The following is a 17,178-nucleotide window of genomic DNA, read 5'->3' as shown; positions in this document are numbered from 1 at the left end:
AAATTGGGCGATATTTTGATATCTTAAAGCTTGCACGCACCACCTGCACAGCCATCGTCCAAGTCGCCTTGGGCATCATCAGCACCATCACGCGTATTATGATAATATAAAGTTTTGACACCAAATTTATAAGCGGTTAGCAGATCTTGAATCAGCACTTTCATCGGGACTTTACCACCTTCAAATTTAGTGGGGTCATAATTGGTGTTGGCAGAGATGGACTGATCAATGAATTTTTGCATGATTCCAACCAAACGCAGATAGCCATTATTATCAGGAATATTCCAAAGCAGTTCATATTGACTTGCCAAGCGTTCAATCTCAGGCACAACTTGCTTTAAAATACCATCTTTAGACGCTTTGATGGATACCAAACCACGAGGCGGCTCAATGCCGTTGGTTGCGTTGGCAATCTGAGAGCTGGTCTCTGATGGCATCAAGGCGGATAGGGTAGAGTTACGCAAACCGTAGGCTTTGATATTTGTGCGTAGACTTTCCCAATCAAGATGCAAAGGTTCGGTACAAATGCTGTCCAAATCCTTTTTATAAGTATCAATAGGCAAAATGCCTTGGCTGTATGTGGTTTGATCAAACCAAGGGCAAGCACTTTGTTCTTTGGCGAGTTTGTTTGATGCTTTGAGCAAATAATATTGCAGTGCCTCAAAGGTACGATGGGTTAAACCAAGCGCCGCTGCATCGGAGTAACGAGTTCCATTTTTTGCCAAATAATACGCATAATTAATCACGCCAACGCCCAAAGTGCGACGATTGGTACTGCCTTTTTTGGCGGCAATTACAGGATAATCTTGATAATCAAGCAACGCATCAAGCGCACGCACGATCAGCTCAGCAGGCTCTTCGATATCGGATAATTTTTCAATCTTACCTAAATTAATCGCTGATAAAGTACACAGTGCAATCTCACCTTTTTCATCATTGATGTTATCCAAAGGTGCCGTTGGCAGGGCAATCTCCATGCACAAATTAGATTGGCGAATCGGTGCGACCGTCGGATCAAAGGGGCTATGTGTGTTGCAGTGGTCAACATTTTGAATATAAATACGGCCTGTGCTTGCTCTTTCTTGCAGCATTAGGCTAAATAAATCACGGGCAGGTACTTTGCGTTTACGAATATTTTCATCGGCTTCATATTGGGTATATAATCGCTCGAAAGTTTCTTGATCGGCAAAGAATGCTTCATAAAGCCCTGGGACATCTGAGGGTGAAAATAAAGTAATGTCAGTGCCTTTAATTAATCTGGCGTACATGGTTTTATTAATCTGTACGCCATAATCCATATGACGCACTCGGTTATCTTCAACACCACGATTATTTTTTAGCACCAATAAGCTTTCAACTTCTAAATGCCAAATTGGGTAGAATAAAGTTGCTGCACCGCCACGAACACCGCCTTGAGAACATGATTTAACAGCAGCTTGGAACATTTTAAAAAATGGAATGCAGCCTGTGTGCTGTGCTTCGCCACCACGAATTGGGCTGCCAAGCGCACGGATAGCACCAGCATTGACACCAATACCAGCACGCTGTGAGACATAACGCACAATTGCTGATGTTGTGGCATTAATGCTATCAAGATTATCGCCACATTCAACCAAAACGCACGAGCTAAATTGGCGTGTCGGTGTACGCACCCCTGACATAATCGGTGTGGGTAAGGAGATGTAAAAATTTGAGGTGGCATCATAAAAACGCTTGATATAGTCAAGGCGTTGTGCTTTATCATAGCCTGCAAATAAACACATGCCCACCAACACATATAAAAATTGCGGACTTTCATAAACCCGTTTGGTCACACGGTCTTGTACCAAATACTTACCCATCATTTGCTCAACAGCAGCATATGCTAGGTTCATATCACGGTTATGATCCACATAATCATTGAGCTCATTAAACTCATCAATACTGTAATCTGCCAAAATGTGCTGATCATATTTACCTTGTTCGGTAAGATGCTTAACATGAGCATACAGATGCGGTGGTTCAAACTTTCCATAAGCAATCTTACGCAGGTGAAAAATTGCCAAACGAGCTGCCAAATACTGATAATCTGGCGTTTCTACCGAAATCAGGTCAGCGGCGGCTTTGATGATGGTTTCGTGAATGTCACGGGTGCGAATCCCCTCATAAAATTGAATATGAGATTTTAGCTCAACTTGAGAAACAGACACATTATTTAAGTCTTCAGCAGCCCAAGCAATGACTCGGTGAATTTTATCAAGATTAATGGGTTCAAGGCGACCATCTCTCTTGGTGACTTTAATTGTATCAATGTGCGTCATTATGGCTCCAAAAGTTTTGAATACAGTTTTTGATCAGTCGTTGTATCAGATATACGATCAATCATGTGACAAAATGAGTGAGTATCGCCCAATGAGGCTAATCAACCACTTTGATAATTTATATACCATATCTAGTGTATGGGTGGTTTTAGGGCAACAATATATCCTATTTTTTCTTAAAATAAAAGATTGATTAATTATTAAAACTATGATTCAAATCTCAACTTCAATTAAATCAATGGCTTGTACAGAAAAAAATATTCAAGTTTTTTGTAATTTGAGAATGGGTTATTTTTGATGATAAATTTTAATCAAAAAATTGTGAATATAAATCAATTTATTTAAATATAAATGTCAAAATGTTGTCAAAAAAGTGAGTCTAAATTGGTTGAAATTGTGTCAAATTTCATATAAAAAAGCCGCCATTTGGCAGCTTATTATATTATTGTTTAATTAAGATAAACTTATTAAATTTTGGTAAATTTGGTACGGCTAAGATTGGGTGTACGATGTTTTGGTGTGTGTTTTTTGCGTTCTTCTCGTCGCTCGTGGGCTTCGTGCTTTTGACGGCGTATCTCACGAGATTTTAAAGGTTTTTTGTGAATGCGTGCTTGTTTTTCTTTGGTAGCGTGATTTAGCCCTGTACCTTGACGCTGACGCAGACCAACAGAATCAACCAGCTTGCCAATATCACTGGCATCAAGCTCAATAAAACGACCTGTACGCAATTCTTTGGGCAAAATTACGGTGCCATAGCGTGTACGAATCAAGCGAGATACTTTGAGTGTTTGGCTTTCAAACATACGGCGAACTTCTCGTTTTCGACCCTCTTTGATGGTCACATGATACCATTTATTGACACCAATACCGCCACCTTCTTTGATGTCATCAAATTTGGCAACGCCATCTTCAAGCTCTACACCAGCGGTGAGTTGACTGGCAATTTGTGGTGTAACCTCGCCTAAAACTCGTACAGCATACTCTCTGATTATCCCACTAGAAGGGTGCATCAGGCGATGTGCAAGCTCACCATCATTTGTAAACAGCAAAAGACCTGATGAATTGATGTCCAAGCGACCCACCATCACCCAGCGATCGTTAGTGAGTTTTGGTAAACGGTCAAAAACGGTCGGGCGTCCTTGAGGGTCAGAGGCTGAACAGATTTCCCCTTCAGGTTTATAATAAGCAATGACACGGCGACGCTTTTCACGCTCGGCTTTCAGGCGTACTTGACGGCCGTCAATGCGGATTTCGTCGGTTAAGATAACCCTATCGCCTAATGTGGCGACTTTACCATTAATGGAAATGCGACCTGATTTGATGATCTCTTCAAGCCCACGGCGTGAACCCAAACCCAATCTGGCAAGCAGTTTTTGTAGTTTTTCGCCAGCAGGTTTGTTGGTTGCGTTTTGTTCGTTGATGGTGGAGTTGTTTTTGGGTTTTGATTGATTCATAACTTAAATCCAGAAAATTGGTTATAACATTATCTCAATGTGAAATATATCGGTTTAATGGTTGATTAGCCTAGATAAACACCCACGAACGCTGATGAAAAACTTGTCATCATACATGATTCATCTGAGTTTAACAAGTTCATTATAAGTTCATTGTCTGATTTTTAGGTGGTCAAGGTCAGGCAGTGGTGGCAATCTATCTAAGCTATCTAGCCCAAACGCATCCAAAAATGCTTGGGTGGTGTGCAGTAGTGCAGGGCGACCTAAAGTGTCCTTATGCCCATTTTCGACAATCCAGCCTTTATCAAATAATTGTCGCAAAATATTGCTGGAGACTGCCACGCCACGCACCTGCTCAATGTCTGATCGTGTGACAGGTTGCTGATAAGCAATGATGCTTAAGGTTTCAAGCAAGGCTTGACTTAGATTTTCTAGCCGCTCAGGAAAAACCTGCTGAATTAGGCTACTGTAGCTGTCTTTGATTTGCAAGCGATAACCGCTGGCAGTCTTATTGAGTGTCAATACACCATAAGACAGCCGTTCTTGCAGAATGGCCAAGGCATCTTGAAGTTCATTTGAACCGATCATCAGATGTTTTTTTAAATCTTTATCGGTCAGCGGTGTTTCGCTGGCATGTAGTAAAACTTCAATATATCGGCTGAAAGTTTCAGCTTGCTTGTGAGCTTGCAAAAAATCAGAGGTGGTATGTTGTGTCATAACAGATTCATGATTATTTAAAAAATGAGTATATAAAAATAGCTACTTAAGTGAATTAAAAACTAACAGCGATTAATGTAGCCAATGTAAGCTTTGTTTTGTTAAATCTTGCCCATTTTGGTTATCATGATAAGTATCATTTTTGGTTGGATTAAGCTTACCAGAATTGGCTTCATCAAATCCGATTAAACCTCGTTTCATCAGCTCAAGTACAGCCACAAAACTCACCACAATGCCTATTTTGCCTTGAGATTTATCAATCAGTTCGGCAAAGGTACTAACGCCTTTTTCGCTTATCAAGCGTGTAATGCTGGCGATACGCTGAGATAATGGCACGCTGTCCGCTTGAACAGTATGGGTAATAGCTTCAGGGCGAATTTTCATATGAATTAAGCTTTCGACCAAAAGCTCTGGCGAATACTTGGGCAGCTGCTTTTGCATGGCTTCGGGACTTGGCATACTGGTAAATGCTAAAAAAACATCTCTTTCTAGACGAAGCAGACCATCGATACGCCGAGCAGCTTCTTTGATTTGAGCATACTCCTCAAGCCTTCGGATTAATCTAGCCTTAGGGCTAATCTCATCATCATCAACTTTAGATTGGGGCAATAACAACTCAGATTTAATGGCAATCAGTGTACTTGCCATTAATAAATAATCACCCGCAAGCTCAAAATACGCTTCATCCAACTCACTGATATAGCTTAAATATTGCTCGGTAATTGGCAAGATAGCAGTTTCAGTTAAGTCAAAATTATTTTTTTTGACTAAGTACAATAAAAAATCTAAAGGTCCTGCAAACTGTTCAAGCCAAATCGCAAATGCCTGTGGCGGGATATATAAATCTTCAGGCAAATTTAGTACTGGTGTATCAAAGATGCGTACATCAGCTGTTTTTGATGGTGCTGGATTATTTGATATGGTGATCATGATTTAAGCTTGGCAAGTGGCTTGATGCCAATGGCACGGCGAGTTTTATCCAGCTGCTTTTGGGCAACACGCCGAGCCTTAGTAGCACCCATTTGTAAAATTTCTTCAAGCTCTTTTGGATTATTCATTAGATGTAAATAACGCTCACGATAAGGGGCAATTTCATGATTGATTTTATTAAATAAAATCTCTTTAGCTTCACCCCAGCCAATACCACGACGATAATGTGTTGCCAATGCTTCAATCTCTTCAGGCGTACCAAAGGCTTTGTAGATTTCAAAAATGGTGCAATGCTCGGGGTCTTTTGGCTCTTCGGGTGGTTGAGAATTGGTGACAATCTGCATGACTGCCTTTTTAAGCGCTTTTTCAGGGTTAATTTGAGGGTTGTCATCACCAAAAAGTGGAATGGTGTTACCATAACTTTTTGACATTTTTCGTCCATCCAAACCAGTCAGTAGCGGTGTGTTTTCGTCGACAACGGCAAAAGGCTCGACAAATAAGGGTTTGTATTTAAAATTAAACGATCCTGCAATGTCTCTTGCCATTTCAATATGCTGAATTTGATCTTTACCCACAGGGACATGGGTGGCATTAAACATCAAAATATCGGCCGCCATCAAGACAGGATAGCCAAATAATCCCATGCTGATGCCATAATCAGGATCGGTATCTTCTTTACTTAAATTCATATCGACGGCGGCTTTATAAGCATGGGCACGATTCATCAGCCCCTTGGCACATGAGCAATTGAGTATCCATGCCAATTCAGGAATCTCAGGAATGTCTGATTGACGATAAAAAATAACTTTTTCAGGATCAAGACCACATGCCAACCAAGTGGCGGCAATCGCTCGAGTAGAGCGATGAATTTCATCAGGGTCAAAACATTTAATAATACCATGATAATCTGCCAAAAAGAAAAACGCATCTCCATCATGATTCTCAAAGGCACGATGAGCCTCGGCAATGGCGGGGCGAATGGATCCAACATAATTACCTAAATGGGGAATGCCAGTGGTGGTGATACCTGTTAGGATGCGTTTTTTGGTTGTGTTCATAATAATACTCTTATTTTATCCTTAAATTTAATTAAAATATGTTAAATTGTCTTTAATAACTGTGATAATGCACCACCTGCGTTATCAGTTTTCATAAATTGTTCACCAATCAAAAAATGGTGAATATGATTTTGTTGCATTCGGTGAATATCGGTGGCATGATGAATACCGCTTTCGCTAACCACAAGGGCATCTTGCCCAAGATTGGCAAATAGTCGTTGGGATAAGCGAATGCTATTTTCTAAATCTACCTGAAAGGTATTTAAATTGCGATTATTAATGCCGTAGATATTGTGAGCTGATTTGGGTAAATTTAGTGCTTGGGTTAGCTCATCATCGGTGTGAATTTCAATCAATACATCCAGACCCAAGTCAGTTGCTGTTTGATGTAAGTGTAAGGCGGTATCAGCATCTAAACAAGCCATGATAAGTAAAATACAATCCGCCCCCATCGCAGCCGATTCAATAATTTGGTATTCATCAACCATGAAATCTTTACGGAGTACAGGTAAGCGAACAGCCTTGCGGGCTTTAATAAGATAGTCATCATGACCTTGAAAATAATCACGGTCTGTGAGTACGGATAAACAGGTTGCACCAGCCTTTTCATAGGCTTTTGCTGTTGTCACGGGGTTGAAATCTTGACAAATGATACCTTTGGAAGGCGAGGCTTTTTTTACTTCTGCAATCACACCAATATCGGTTGTTGTATCAACTGCTCTTAGTGCATCAGCAAAACCTCGAGGCATGTGGCAAGCTGCCGACTTTAAAAGCTCATTGGTCGTTTTGATGGCTTTGGCGACTGTAATCTCTTGGTGTTTGGTTGCGATGATTTTTTGAAGGATACTGGGGGTGTTTGTTGTCATAAGCTTGTCATCATCCTTGGTATTTGGACTTGTTATTCACAGTGCTGGGTAAAGTTTGCAAATGCATTTAGCTTATCTAAAGCTTGGCGACTTGTCATAATTTGCTTGGCAATGGCAACGCCTTCGGCATGTGTTTTGGCATGGCCTGCCACATAAATAGCAGCACCTGCGTTGATGGCAATCATCGCTCGTGCCTTTAGGCTGATATCATCATTTGCTGTGCCGCCCAGTGCATTTTTGATGATTTCAAGACTTTGTTTTGAATCATTGACAGTCAGACCATATAAAGTTCTTGAGACAATACCAACATCTTCAGGCTGACAAAGATAAGTATGTACCTTACCATCTTTAAGCTCAGCGACATGTGTGCCCGTGGCAAGACTAAACTCATCTAAGCCATCTTGAGAATGCACGACCATGACATGGGTAAGACCAAGTTTAGCAAAAACATATGCCAATGGCTCACACAGTTCAGGGCTAAAAACACCGACCACAGCACGGCTAACCTTAGCAGGGTTGGTCAGTGGGCCTAAAATATTGAAGATCGTACGAACTTTGAGCAATCGGCGGACACCAACAGCATGACGCATTGCAGGGTGATGATTGGGTGCAAATAAAAATCCAATGCCAAGCGTATTAATGGCTTTGACTGTCTGAGTTTTATTAATATCCAAACGCACGCCCGCCAAGCTTAGCACATCTGAAGAGCCAGAGCTTGTTGATACCCCACGATTACCGTGTTTGGCAATGGTAACACCTGCCGCCGCTGCCACAAAAGCAGATGCTGTTGATACATTAAATAAGTTTGAACCATCGCCACCAGTACCAACAATATCAACTGCATTGGGATTGCAAATATCAATGGTATCGGCAAGCTCAATCATTGTTTTAGCGCAAGTGGTAATTTCATCTATAGACTCACCTTTTTGCCGCAAAGCGATCAAAATGGCTCCCATCAACGCATCAGGGCAACGACCTTGCATGATGATGAGCATGACTTGACGCATCTCATCATGGGTTAATTCAATATTCTTTAGCAAGTGGCTAAGGGCTTTGGTCAAAATAGCCAAGATATCATCATCGGTCATGATGGCAATATTATCGGCGGTGATGGTCTTTGTCATAATATTTGGTTTATTTTTCCAGTGTAGGACTGCCTGTCGTAAATTTAGATTGTCAATCTGTTATCAATTTTTGATCATAGGTTTCAATAATAGGCATGCTAAATTAATTAATTGCATGCGTGTTTTTTGGTATCAGACAACTTTGGGTAAGTGACTATTTTCAAGCTTTGCCAACCCACAACGCTTTAAAAAGTTATTCAATAATTGATAACCATATTCGCTCAAAATAGATTCAGGGTGAAATTGCACACCTTCAACATCAAGCGATTTATGGCGTACGCCCATAATTTCTTGCATACGACCATCAGCATGAGCTGTCCAAGCGGTGACCTCTAAACAATCAGGTAGGCTTGCCTTGTCAATCACCAAAGAATGATAGCGTGTGGCATTAAAAGAGTTTGGAATATCAGCAAAAACACCTTGATTGGTATGGTGTACAGATGATAGTCGCCCATGCATTGCCTCACCTGCACGCACCACCTGACCGCCAAACGCTTGTCCGATGGCTTGATGACCTAAACAGATGCCCAAAATTGGAATTTTTCCTGAGAGTTTATCTAAAATCTCAAGTGTTACGCCTGCTTCGTTTGGACTGCAAGGACCTGGACCCAAAACAATCGCTCGAGGTGCAAGCTTGATGATTTGATCCAAAGTGGTTTCATCATTTCGCCAAACGGTCATTTCTTGCTGTAGTTCTCCAAAATATTGAACAATATTATAAGTAAAACTACAATAATTATCAATCATCAGTATCATTTTAATAAATCCTTGATTTAAATAGATATTTTGATTTTAATCCTTTATCCATACTCGCTTGGCACTGGCTTTAAGCGAATGATGGTAATATTTGACTCATTAGCAGTTATTTTGTTCAAAGTAATAAGTCAGGTCGTGCCTGTTGGTTCGGTATTGTACCATTTTTTTGGCAGTGGTCAAATCAGTGTACTGATAATTAGTCAATTAAACTTGCCAGTCAGCAGTTTACCAAATGGTATTGGCAGGTTCATAGTGCATGATTTGGGTAATGTGATTGTTGGCATCAACCAAAACAACATTGGGCTTATGATTTTGGGCATCAATATCCTGCATCATCACATAATTCATAATAATCACAACATCGCCTGGTTGTACTTTACGAGCAGCTGCACCATTTAGGCACACCACGCCACTACCACGCTCGCCTGCGATGGTATAAGTTTCAAATCTCTCACCATTATTATTATTGACGATGCTGACTTTTTCATTCACTAAGATACCAGCAGCATCTAACAAATCCACATCAATGGTGATGCTACCCACATAATTTAGATTAGCTTCAGTAACAGTAGCACGGTGGATTTTACCACCCAAAAGTGTACGAATCATGGTTGTATTTTCCAAATTAATAATTATCATTAATGTTGATAGTAATTGGTGTCATCGGCTTGAGTTTTAAAGCGGCGATGAAAACACATCCACTGGGTTAAATCTTTTTGAATATTTTGCTCAATCAGTCGATTGATGCGTTCAGCATCGGCGGTTTCGTCATCGCTGGGATAATTTTTTAACGCAGCGCTTAGGCTGATGTGATAATGTGGACGGTGACCTTTTGCGATATAATCGGGCGTTTGTCTGAGCATATCCATCATGATGATGACAGGAGGATTGGCTTTATCACCCAGCTTAATAAGACGACGCTGAGCGGTAATCGTTGCTGCAGGCACACCAAAAAAGGTCGCCATCACGCCATGCTCAAGACCAAAATCTTGATCAGGTGAATACCAAATTATCCGACCTTGTTTGAGCCGAGTGATGAGTTTTTTCATATCACGATTTGAGATTTGCTCATCAAAGATACAGCGGCGTGCATTATAGATAAACCATTCAAGCAAAGGGTTGTTTTGTGGGCGATACACGCAGTCCGCCGCAAAAAACTGTGTACATAACCGACCGCCCAAATCAAGCGTTGTGCGATGTCCACCAAGTAAAATCACCGCTTTATTTTGTTTTTGGGCATCAATCAAATGCTGTAAACCAGAAATGCTAAAAGTGCGTTTAAAGACATTAGGGCGAAACCATGCACATAAACTTTCAAAAATACCAATACCTTGATTAATAAATACTTGCCGTGCGGTGGCCTTGTGTTTTGATTTTGGTTGATTTGGGAAGGTAAGCTGCAGGTTGGTTAGAGTGTCTTGAACTCGGCTTTTAGCTAAGTAATGTACCAAAATGCCAAGACGCTTGCCGATCCAAAACTGCCAACGCAGCGGTAGAAAAATCAGCGGTAAAATCAACGCAAAAGCCAGCCAAACTCCCCAATATTTGGGATGTAAAAACGCCCATTCAAACGATTTTGGCTCAGCTTGGCTACTTTGTTTATGAATATCTGTCAAGCTTGGCATATGCTTAATGGATATGGCGTGTTTGGGTGTCTGCTTATGCTGATGATGGCAACTCATGGATCATATTCTTTATTAATGGTACTGTTTAAACCTGTATTTTAAAGTTTATTGGGTCATATTTTCAAGCTCATCCCATCGCTCAAGCTTCATCATCAAAAGCTCATCAATCTCTACCAATCGCTCACCAGCCTTCGTTGCTGCCGCCAAATCGGTACTAAACCATGAACCATCTTCAATCTTTTTGGCAAGCTGTGCCTGCTCTTGTTCAAGTGCAGCAATTTCATTAGGCAAATCTTCAAGTTCACGCTGCTCTTTATAGCTGAGTTTGCGTTTTTGGGCAACGCCTGATTGAGGTGGTTTGATTTGGATGGGTTCAGCGGGTTTTGTAGCCTTAGGTTTATTGTCTGTGGCGTGATGAGCAAGCCATCTTTCATGCTGTTGTACATAGTCTTCATAACCGCCAACATATTCCAAAACGATACCGTCGCCGTACTTATCAGTATCAAATACCCAAGTTTGGGTAACAACATTATCCATAAAAGCACGGTCATGGCTGATGAGTAATACCGTGCCTTTAAAATTGACCACAAAATCTTCTAAAAGCTCAAGTGTTGCCATATCCAAATCATTGGTAGGCTCATCTAGCACCAAAACATTGGCAGGTTTTAGCAATAATTTGGCCAATAAAACGCGTGCTTTTTCACCGCCTGATAGTGCTTTAACAGGTGTGCGAGCACGATTTGGCGTGAATAAAAAATCTTGCAAATAGCTTAAAATGTGCGTAGTTTTTCCACCAACATCGACATGATCAGAGCCTTCTGAAACATTATCTGCGATAGATTTTTCAGGGTCTAGGTCGTCTTTGAGTTGGTCAAAAAAAGCAATATTTAGATTGGTGCCAAGCTTAACCGAACCTGATTGAATCGCTGAATCATCCAAACCCAAAATGCTTTTAATTAAGGTTGTTTTGCCAACGCCATTTTTGCCAATGATACCAACTTTATCACCACGAACAAGCAGCGTTGAAAAATCCTTAACTAAGGTTTTATTGTCGTATTCTAAAGTTAAGTGATTGACTTCACAAACAATTTTTCCAGATTTTTCGCTATTGTTTTGGCTAATTTGGACAGTACCCAACACATCACGGCGTGCTTTTCGCTCTTCACGCATGGCTTTTAAGGCACGGACACGACCTTCATTACGGGTGCGGCGTGCTTTAATGCCTTGGCGAATCCAAACTTCTTCTTGGGCAAGCTTTTTATCAAATTCGGCAAATGATTTTTCTTCACTGGCAAGTTCAAGCGCTTTTAACTCTTGGTAGCGTGCGTAGCCACCCACACCTTGCGTCACATCATAGCCAGAGAGTTGACCACGGTCAAGCTCGATGATATAAGTGGCAAGTGTATCAATAAACTTCCTATCATGCGAGATGAAAAGAACGGTTAATCGTTCATTCAATAAAAATTTTTCAAGCCAAGTGATGCTTTCAATATCTAAATGGTTGGTTGGCTCGTCTAAAAGTAGCACATCAGGATTTGTTACCAAAGCCTGTGCTAACAAAACACGGCGTTTACGACCCCCTGATAATGTTGATAAGCAAGCATCGGCATCAAGCCCCATGCTGTCAATCAATGCACGCGCACGCCGCTCCAAGTCCCAACCGTTCAGAGCGTCTAAGGTTTGCTGAAGACCGCTCATGACATCACAGGCTTCATTGTCGCCCATGGCACAGTCTGCACTGGCTTGATGATAGTTTTTTAAGGCTTGGGCAACTTTGTCATCACCCTCCATCACCACGTCAAGGACGCTGGCCGACTCATTTGGCACATCTTGTGCCAGCATGGCAATTTTTGTACCATCTTTGATGAGTATCTCACCATCATCAGCATGTATTTGACGCATAATCAGCTTAAATAAGGTGGATTTGCCTTCACCATTTCGACCAATCAAACAAACGCGTTCATTGGGTTTTAGGGTGAAATGAACGCCATCTAAAATCGGCGCTGTGCCAAAGGCTAAATGAATATTTTTTAAGTGAATTAAAGCCATAAGATGAAAAGCGATACAGTAAAATCAATGATAAAAAAGTGATGAAAGATTGTCAAAAACCAATAGACTAACTATCATATCAAATTTTAACCAAAAATTGTGCGTTATGTCGTAAAATAAGCCAAATTGGTCAAAGATTTACCCAAAAACCTTAATCCAAAACCTTAATACCCAATAAATGAGTTGATATTTTTATGCCTGATGTCTTATTTACCAAAGATTTTACCTTAATTGATCTACAAACACGCATCAGCTTTTTGGAGGATACTTGTGATGAGCTTAGTAAAATTATTGCTCGCCAAGACCGTGATTTAAGAGATTTGCAAGATCAGTTAAAACTGATGTACCAACATATCCAAGCCAAGCAAGACGATGTAGGCATTGCTACATTTGATTTATTGGCTGATAGACCGCCACATTATTAAATCCGATTGATTTACACAATCAAATATCAACCATCAAACAAATGAAAATAAACGCTAAAAATTGTAAGAAAATATATATATTTTACTTGTTTTGTGATTAAATTTCATTTAAGATACAAATGTGTAAGACTTTTGTACTGTTCTATAAAGAAGTATGGACGGTTTTACATATTGTAAGGACTGACTTTTTGGAGAAAGTGATGAGCTTAAAATTTGGATACAAAGCGCTGAGTTTGGCGGTATTTTCAACCCTAACCGCAACCGCAGCACAAGCAGCAGGCCTGGATCGCTCAGGGCAAGATGTGACTGCTTTTTTACAAGATGGCACTTATGCCGAAACCGTTTATACTTATATTGATGCCAATGTTACCGGTAAAGATACCTCAGGCAAAGATACAGGTGATATTGCCGAAGCTTATGATTTTTTCCGTTATGGCGTTAAAGCAGACATCAACGACACCTTTAGTGTGGGTGTGCTGTACGATGAGCCATTTGGTGCAGCAATTAAGTATGATGGTAATAGTAATTTTGTGGCAGATAAAAATGCAACAGCAACAATTTTTGCCCAAGCTATCAATCAGGCTACAAAAGCACAATTAAACGATAGCCTTGCTTATAAATCAATTAAGCCAGTTTTAGACAGTGTTAAATCACCTCAGCGTGCTTTGGCAGTAGCATCAATCGTAGAAACCAATTCAGCACAAGCCAAACCCATTGCTGACCGATTAAGAGCAGCGGCTGCACATGCAGAAGCAACTGACGGTCAAAAGACTAATGTCGAAATTCGCACCAACAACCTAACCATGTTAGTCGGTGCCAAATTGGGTGCTAATAAAAATTTCCAAATCTATGGCGGTCCTGTGGCTCAAAGAGTTAAGGGCGAAGTGCATTTGCGTGGTCCTGCTTATCAAGTCATGACAGGTTATGATGCCAAAATTGCAACAGATACTCAATTGGGCTGGGCGGCAGGTTTGGCATTTTATAAACCCGAAATTGCCCTAAAAGCCGCTTTGACCTATCGCTCTGAGATTGAGCATGACTCTGAAATTGCCGAAACCATTCCTGTTACGGGCTATGCGGGTAAAAAGGATTTTAAAGTTACTTTGCCTGACTCATGGAACTTAGATTTTCAAACTGGTGTGAATCCAACAACGCTATTAACTGCCAAAGTACGCTATGTACCATGGTCTGATTTTGACATTCGCCCAACACAGTATACAGAAACCACAAAACTTCGTTATCCACAGGGTTTACCAATCATCAGCTATGACAAAGACCAATGGTCGGCTGAAGTTGGTTTGGGTAAGCGTGTTAGCGATCGTTTGGCTGTTTCAGGTGCGGTAGGTTGGGATAGTGGTGCAGGTAACCCTGCAAGTAGCTTAGGTCCTATCAAAGGCTATTATTCATTGGGCTTAGGTGCGCGTTATAATGTTACACCTGAATGGTCGCTGTCTTTGGGTGGTAAATACTTTAAATTTGGAGATGCTCAAGCACAGCTACCAACCAAAGATAAAGTAGGTAACTTTGATAGTAATGATGGCTATGCCTTGGGCGTTAAGCTTGCTTATCACGCCAAATAATCTCATGCTAAATCATACAAAAATGTCCTAAATATAAAAAATAGCTTGAATTTTCAAGCTATTTTTATTAGTTGGTTAAAAAATTAACGAATCTCAACCGTCGCACCATTTTCGATGACAGCGACCAATTCTAGCACATCCCAATTGGTCAGACGAATGCAGCCCAGCGACGATTGACGACTAATACCCTCTGGTATGGGCGAACCATGAATACCATAGCTGGGTTTATTTAATCCCATCCAAACCACACCGACAGGACTGTTTGGTCCTGGTGGTAAATAATAGACTTTGTTGTCTTCATCATCACGATTGACGGTGGCCTTATAAGTTGGCATTTTAACTTTATTGATGATTTTGTACTTACCGCCTGGTGTTGTACTTGCCTCACCGCCAACCGTTGTTGGGTAAGTGGCGACAAGCTGGTCTTCATGATAAGCATATAAAATCTTATCTTTACGATCAGCAACCACACGAGTAACAACGCCTTCAAATGGCTTGCCAGTATTAATAACCGTAATGCTTTCGCCAGCAACAAAGCGTTTATTTGGGTTGAGTTTTTTTAGGTATGCCACATCCATATGAAACCTTTCACCAAGCATCTCTTGAATACTTTCATAGCCTAAAGCTTTTAACTTTGAACGAGATTCTGCATCATTGGGTAGGGTTTTATAAGGACCTTTAGCATCAGCTTCGGTAATGGTATAACTGACCAAAACAGGTTGATTGGTCGCAATATTTTGGTTTAACGCATCCCAAGTAGCTTGGTTCATTTTACCCGTTGGCTCAAGCCCCTTGATTTTTTGAAAATTCATTAATGCTTTTTTTGAATTCATGCCCCAACCACCATCAATAGGGCCAGGGGAGGCGTGATTCCAGTCAAGCAATACTTGCATTTTTACGGTCATGGCAGTATTGACTTTCATGTCTTGTGTCCATAGCGACTCATTGACACGACGAGCGTATTCGTCCAAATTGTGTATTGTTGTACGCTTACCCCCTTGCTCGATACTGTTAATGACAGTATCATCGGTTTGGGTTGGGACGATGACCTCGCCTGAGATAATATCGCCATCAGTATTGGCATGAGCAATGCCGATGCTTAGTAAGCTTATCATTACTAAGCTTAAAGGCTTAATTAATGTCATAATAAATCCTAAAAAAAATATACGCTATTATATCACGACCAAAAACTCACCACAATTTTAAACATGATGGATAATCAGGGTTAAAATTTCTAAGCCAAATGATTGATTGATTTTAAGGCTGTCATTCGCTGACATAAGTCAGCATTGTATCTGCTTTTATACAGATATACCCCCAAGTTTTGTCGTTGTCATCAAGACATGGCATGATATTTAGAATTTAAATTTATGAACTTAAATTAATTTTATCTTTAAGAAGAAATTCCATCAGTGCTTTTTGGGCGTGCAATCGGTTTTCGGCTTCATCCCAAACCACAGAACGGGGATCGTTTAACAGATCAAAGCTGATTTCTTCGCCACGATGGGCAGGCAAGCAGTGCATGAACAAAACATCAGGATCAGCCTTATCAAGCATGGCAGGGCTAACCTGATAAGGAGCAAATCGGCGTGCACGCGTCATTTGTTCAGATTCTTGACCCATACTCGCCCATACATCAGTTGTAATCAGATGTGCCCCTTTGGCAGCCTCTTGAGGGTCTTCAACATAAGTGACGCAGTGGCTATACTCTTCGATGAGCTTAGGATTCGGCTCAAATCCATATGGTGCTGTCACACGCAACTGAAAGCCGAATTGATGAGCTGCCAAAATATAAGAGGCACACATATTATTACCATCACCGACCCAAGTGACAGTTTTGCCTTTGATGCTGCCTCGATGTTCATGAAAGGTCTGCATATCAGCAAGCAACTGGCACGGATGAAAATCATCAGTCAACGCATTAATCACAGGTACAGACGAATGCTTGCAAAATAAATCCAGCTTGTCATGCTCAAAAGTGCGAATCATGATGATATCAACCATACTTGAAATCACCTTGGCGGAGTCTTCGATAGGCTCGCCTCGACCAAGCTGTGTATCTTTTGGCGATAAAAAGATGGCATGACCACCAAATTGACCCATACCAGCCTCAAAAGAGATGCGTGTGCGAGTTGAGGATTTTTCAAAAATCATGCCAAGCGTACGCCCCACAAACGGACGATAAATCTCGCCACACTGCTGCATTTGACGCAGCTTGCTTGCACGACTGATGATAGCCTCAAGCTCGGCAGGCGTCATATCTAAAAGATTACGAAAATGGCGTACGCTCATGA

At 40.9% G+C, this 17,178-nt stretch carries 15 protein-coding genes; 2 read left to right on the top strand and 13 right to left on the bottom strand.

Features of this window, described 5'->3' with window-relative positions:
- Positions 1 to 23 precede the first annotated feature (23 nt).
- From nrdA to HMPREF2573_RS07600, 11 genes are all read right to left on the bottom strand, one after another.
- Positions 24 to 2,300, bottom strand: a complete 2,277-nt coding sequence (nrdA, locus tag HMPREF2573_RS07655; protein WP_003659678.1) for a class 1a ribonucleoside-diphosphate reductase subunit alpha — start codon at positions 2,298 to 2,300, stop codon at positions 24 to 26.
- Positions 2,301 to 2,767: 467 nt separating this feature from the next.
- On the bottom strand, positions 2,768 to 3,754 hold the full coding sequence (gene rluB / locus HMPREF2573_RS07645; RefSeq protein WP_003658326.1) for a 23S rRNA pseudouridine(2605) synthase RluB: 987 nt from the start codon (positions 3,752 to 3,754) through the stop codon (positions 2,768 to 2,770).
- Between the two features lie 150 nt (positions 3,755 to 3,904).
- Positions 3,905 to 4,471 carry an SMC-Scp complex subunit ScpB gene (gene scpB / locus HMPREF2573_RS07640; RefSeq protein ID WP_003658324.1) on the bottom strand — a complete coding sequence of 189 codons (567 nt, stop codon included), beginning with the start codon at positions 4,469 to 4,471 and terminating at the stop codon, positions 3,905 to 3,907.
- A gap of 72 nt (positions 4,472 to 4,543) precedes the next feature.
- The gene (locus HMPREF2573_RS07635; protein ID WP_003663566.1) at positions 4,544 to 5,401 is read right to left on the bottom strand and encodes a segregation and condensation protein A; all 858 of its coding nucleotides are present in this window, start codon (positions 5,399 to 5,401) and stop codon (positions 4,544 to 4,546) included.
- The gene (gene trpS / locus HMPREF2573_RS07630; RefSeq protein WP_003673090.1) at positions 5,398 to 6,459 is read right to left on the bottom strand and encodes a tryptophan--tRNA ligase; all 1,062 of its coding nucleotides are present in this window, start codon (positions 6,457 to 6,459) and stop codon (positions 5,398 to 5,400) included. The genes HMPREF2573_RS07635 and trpS overlap by 4 nt, the downstream gene beginning before the upstream one ends.
- A gap of 41 nt (positions 6,460 to 6,500) precedes the next feature.
- Complete coding sequence (trpC, locus tag HMPREF2573_RS07625; RefSeq protein ID WP_070473098.1) at positions 6,501 to 7,325, bottom strand: indole-3-glycerol phosphate synthase TrpC; 825 nt, start codon at positions 7,323 to 7,325, stop codon at positions 6,501 to 6,503.
- A 32-nt stretch (positions 7,326 to 7,357) separates the two neighbouring features.
- Entirely contained in the window at positions 7,358 to 8,449 is a 1,092-nt protein-coding gene (trpD, locus tag HMPREF2573_RS07620; protein ID WP_003658318.1) for an anthranilate phosphoribosyltransferase, read from the bottom strand.
- Between the two features lie 132 nt (positions 8,450 to 8,581).
- Complete coding sequence (locus HMPREF2573_RS07615) at positions 8,582 to 9,205, bottom strand: anthranilate synthase component II (protein ID WP_003658317.1); 624 nt, start codon at positions 9,203 to 9,205, stop codon at positions 8,582 to 8,584.
- A gap of 225 nt (positions 9,206 to 9,430) precedes the next feature.
- Positions 9,431 to 9,814 (bottom strand): aspartate 1-decarboxylase, encoded by a 384-nt coding sequence (gene panD, locus HMPREF2573_RS07610; protein WP_003658315.1) that lies wholly within the window; start codon positions 9,812 to 9,814, stop codon positions 9,431 to 9,433.
- A 29-nt stretch (positions 9,815 to 9,843) separates the two neighbouring features.
- Positions 9,844 to 10,887, bottom strand: a complete 1,044-nt coding sequence (locus HMPREF2573_RS07605) for an LpxL/LpxP family acyltransferase (protein ID WP_070473096.1) — start codon at positions 10,885 to 10,887, stop codon at positions 9,844 to 9,846.
- A 48-nt stretch (positions 10,888 to 10,935) separates the two neighbouring features.
- Positions 10,936 to 12,879, bottom strand: a complete 1,944-nt coding sequence (locus HMPREF2573_RS07600) for an ATP-binding cassette domain-containing protein (protein ID WP_070473093.1) — start codon at positions 12,877 to 12,879, stop codon at positions 10,936 to 10,938.
- Positions 12,880 to 13,073: 194 nt separating this feature from the next.
- Between HMPREF2573_RS07600 and HMPREF2573_RS07595 the strand changes: the two genes are divergently transcribed.
- Together HMPREF2573_RS07595 and HMPREF2573_RS07590 are read left to right on the top strand one after the other, a co-directional pair.
- On the top strand, positions 13,074 to 13,304 hold the full coding sequence (locus HMPREF2573_RS07595) for a SlyX family protein (protein ID WP_003658309.1): 231 nt from the start codon (positions 13,074 to 13,076) through the stop codon (positions 13,302 to 13,304).
- 200 nt (positions 13,305 to 13,504) lie between these two features.
- Positions 13,505 to 14,884 (top strand): outer membrane protein transport protein, encoded by a 1,380-nt coding sequence (locus tag HMPREF2573_RS07590; protein WP_003673094.1) that lies wholly within the window; start codon positions 13,505 to 13,507, stop codon positions 14,882 to 14,884.
- A gap of 83 nt (positions 14,885 to 14,967) precedes the next feature.
- Here HMPREF2573_RS07590 and HMPREF2573_RS07585 read toward each other — a convergent pair whose 3' ends face one another.
- The gene (locus tag HMPREF2573_RS07585; protein ID WP_003658305.1) at positions 14,968 to 16,029 is read right to left on the bottom strand and encodes a L,D-transpeptidase family protein; all 1,062 of its coding nucleotides are present in this window, start codon (positions 16,027 to 16,029) and stop codon (positions 14,968 to 14,970) included.
- Positions 16,030 to 16,252: 223 nt separating this feature from the next.
- Positions 16,253 to 17,176 carry an ornithine carbamoyltransferase gene (gene argF / locus HMPREF2573_RS07580; protein WP_003658302.1) on the bottom strand — a complete coding sequence of 308 codons (924 nt, stop codon included), beginning with the start codon at positions 17,174 to 17,176 and terminating at the stop codon, positions 16,253 to 16,255.
- Positions 17,177 to 17,178: the final 2 nt, after the last annotated feature.

Source organism: Moraxella sp. HMSC061H09 (assembly GCF_001809255.1).
Lineage (GTDB): Bacteria > Pseudomonadota > Gammaproteobacteria > Pseudomonadales > Moraxellaceae > Moraxella > Moraxella catarrhalis.
The sequence above is the reverse complement of the archived record's forward strand: the minus strand, read 5'-3'. Positions and strand labels throughout refer to the sequence as shown.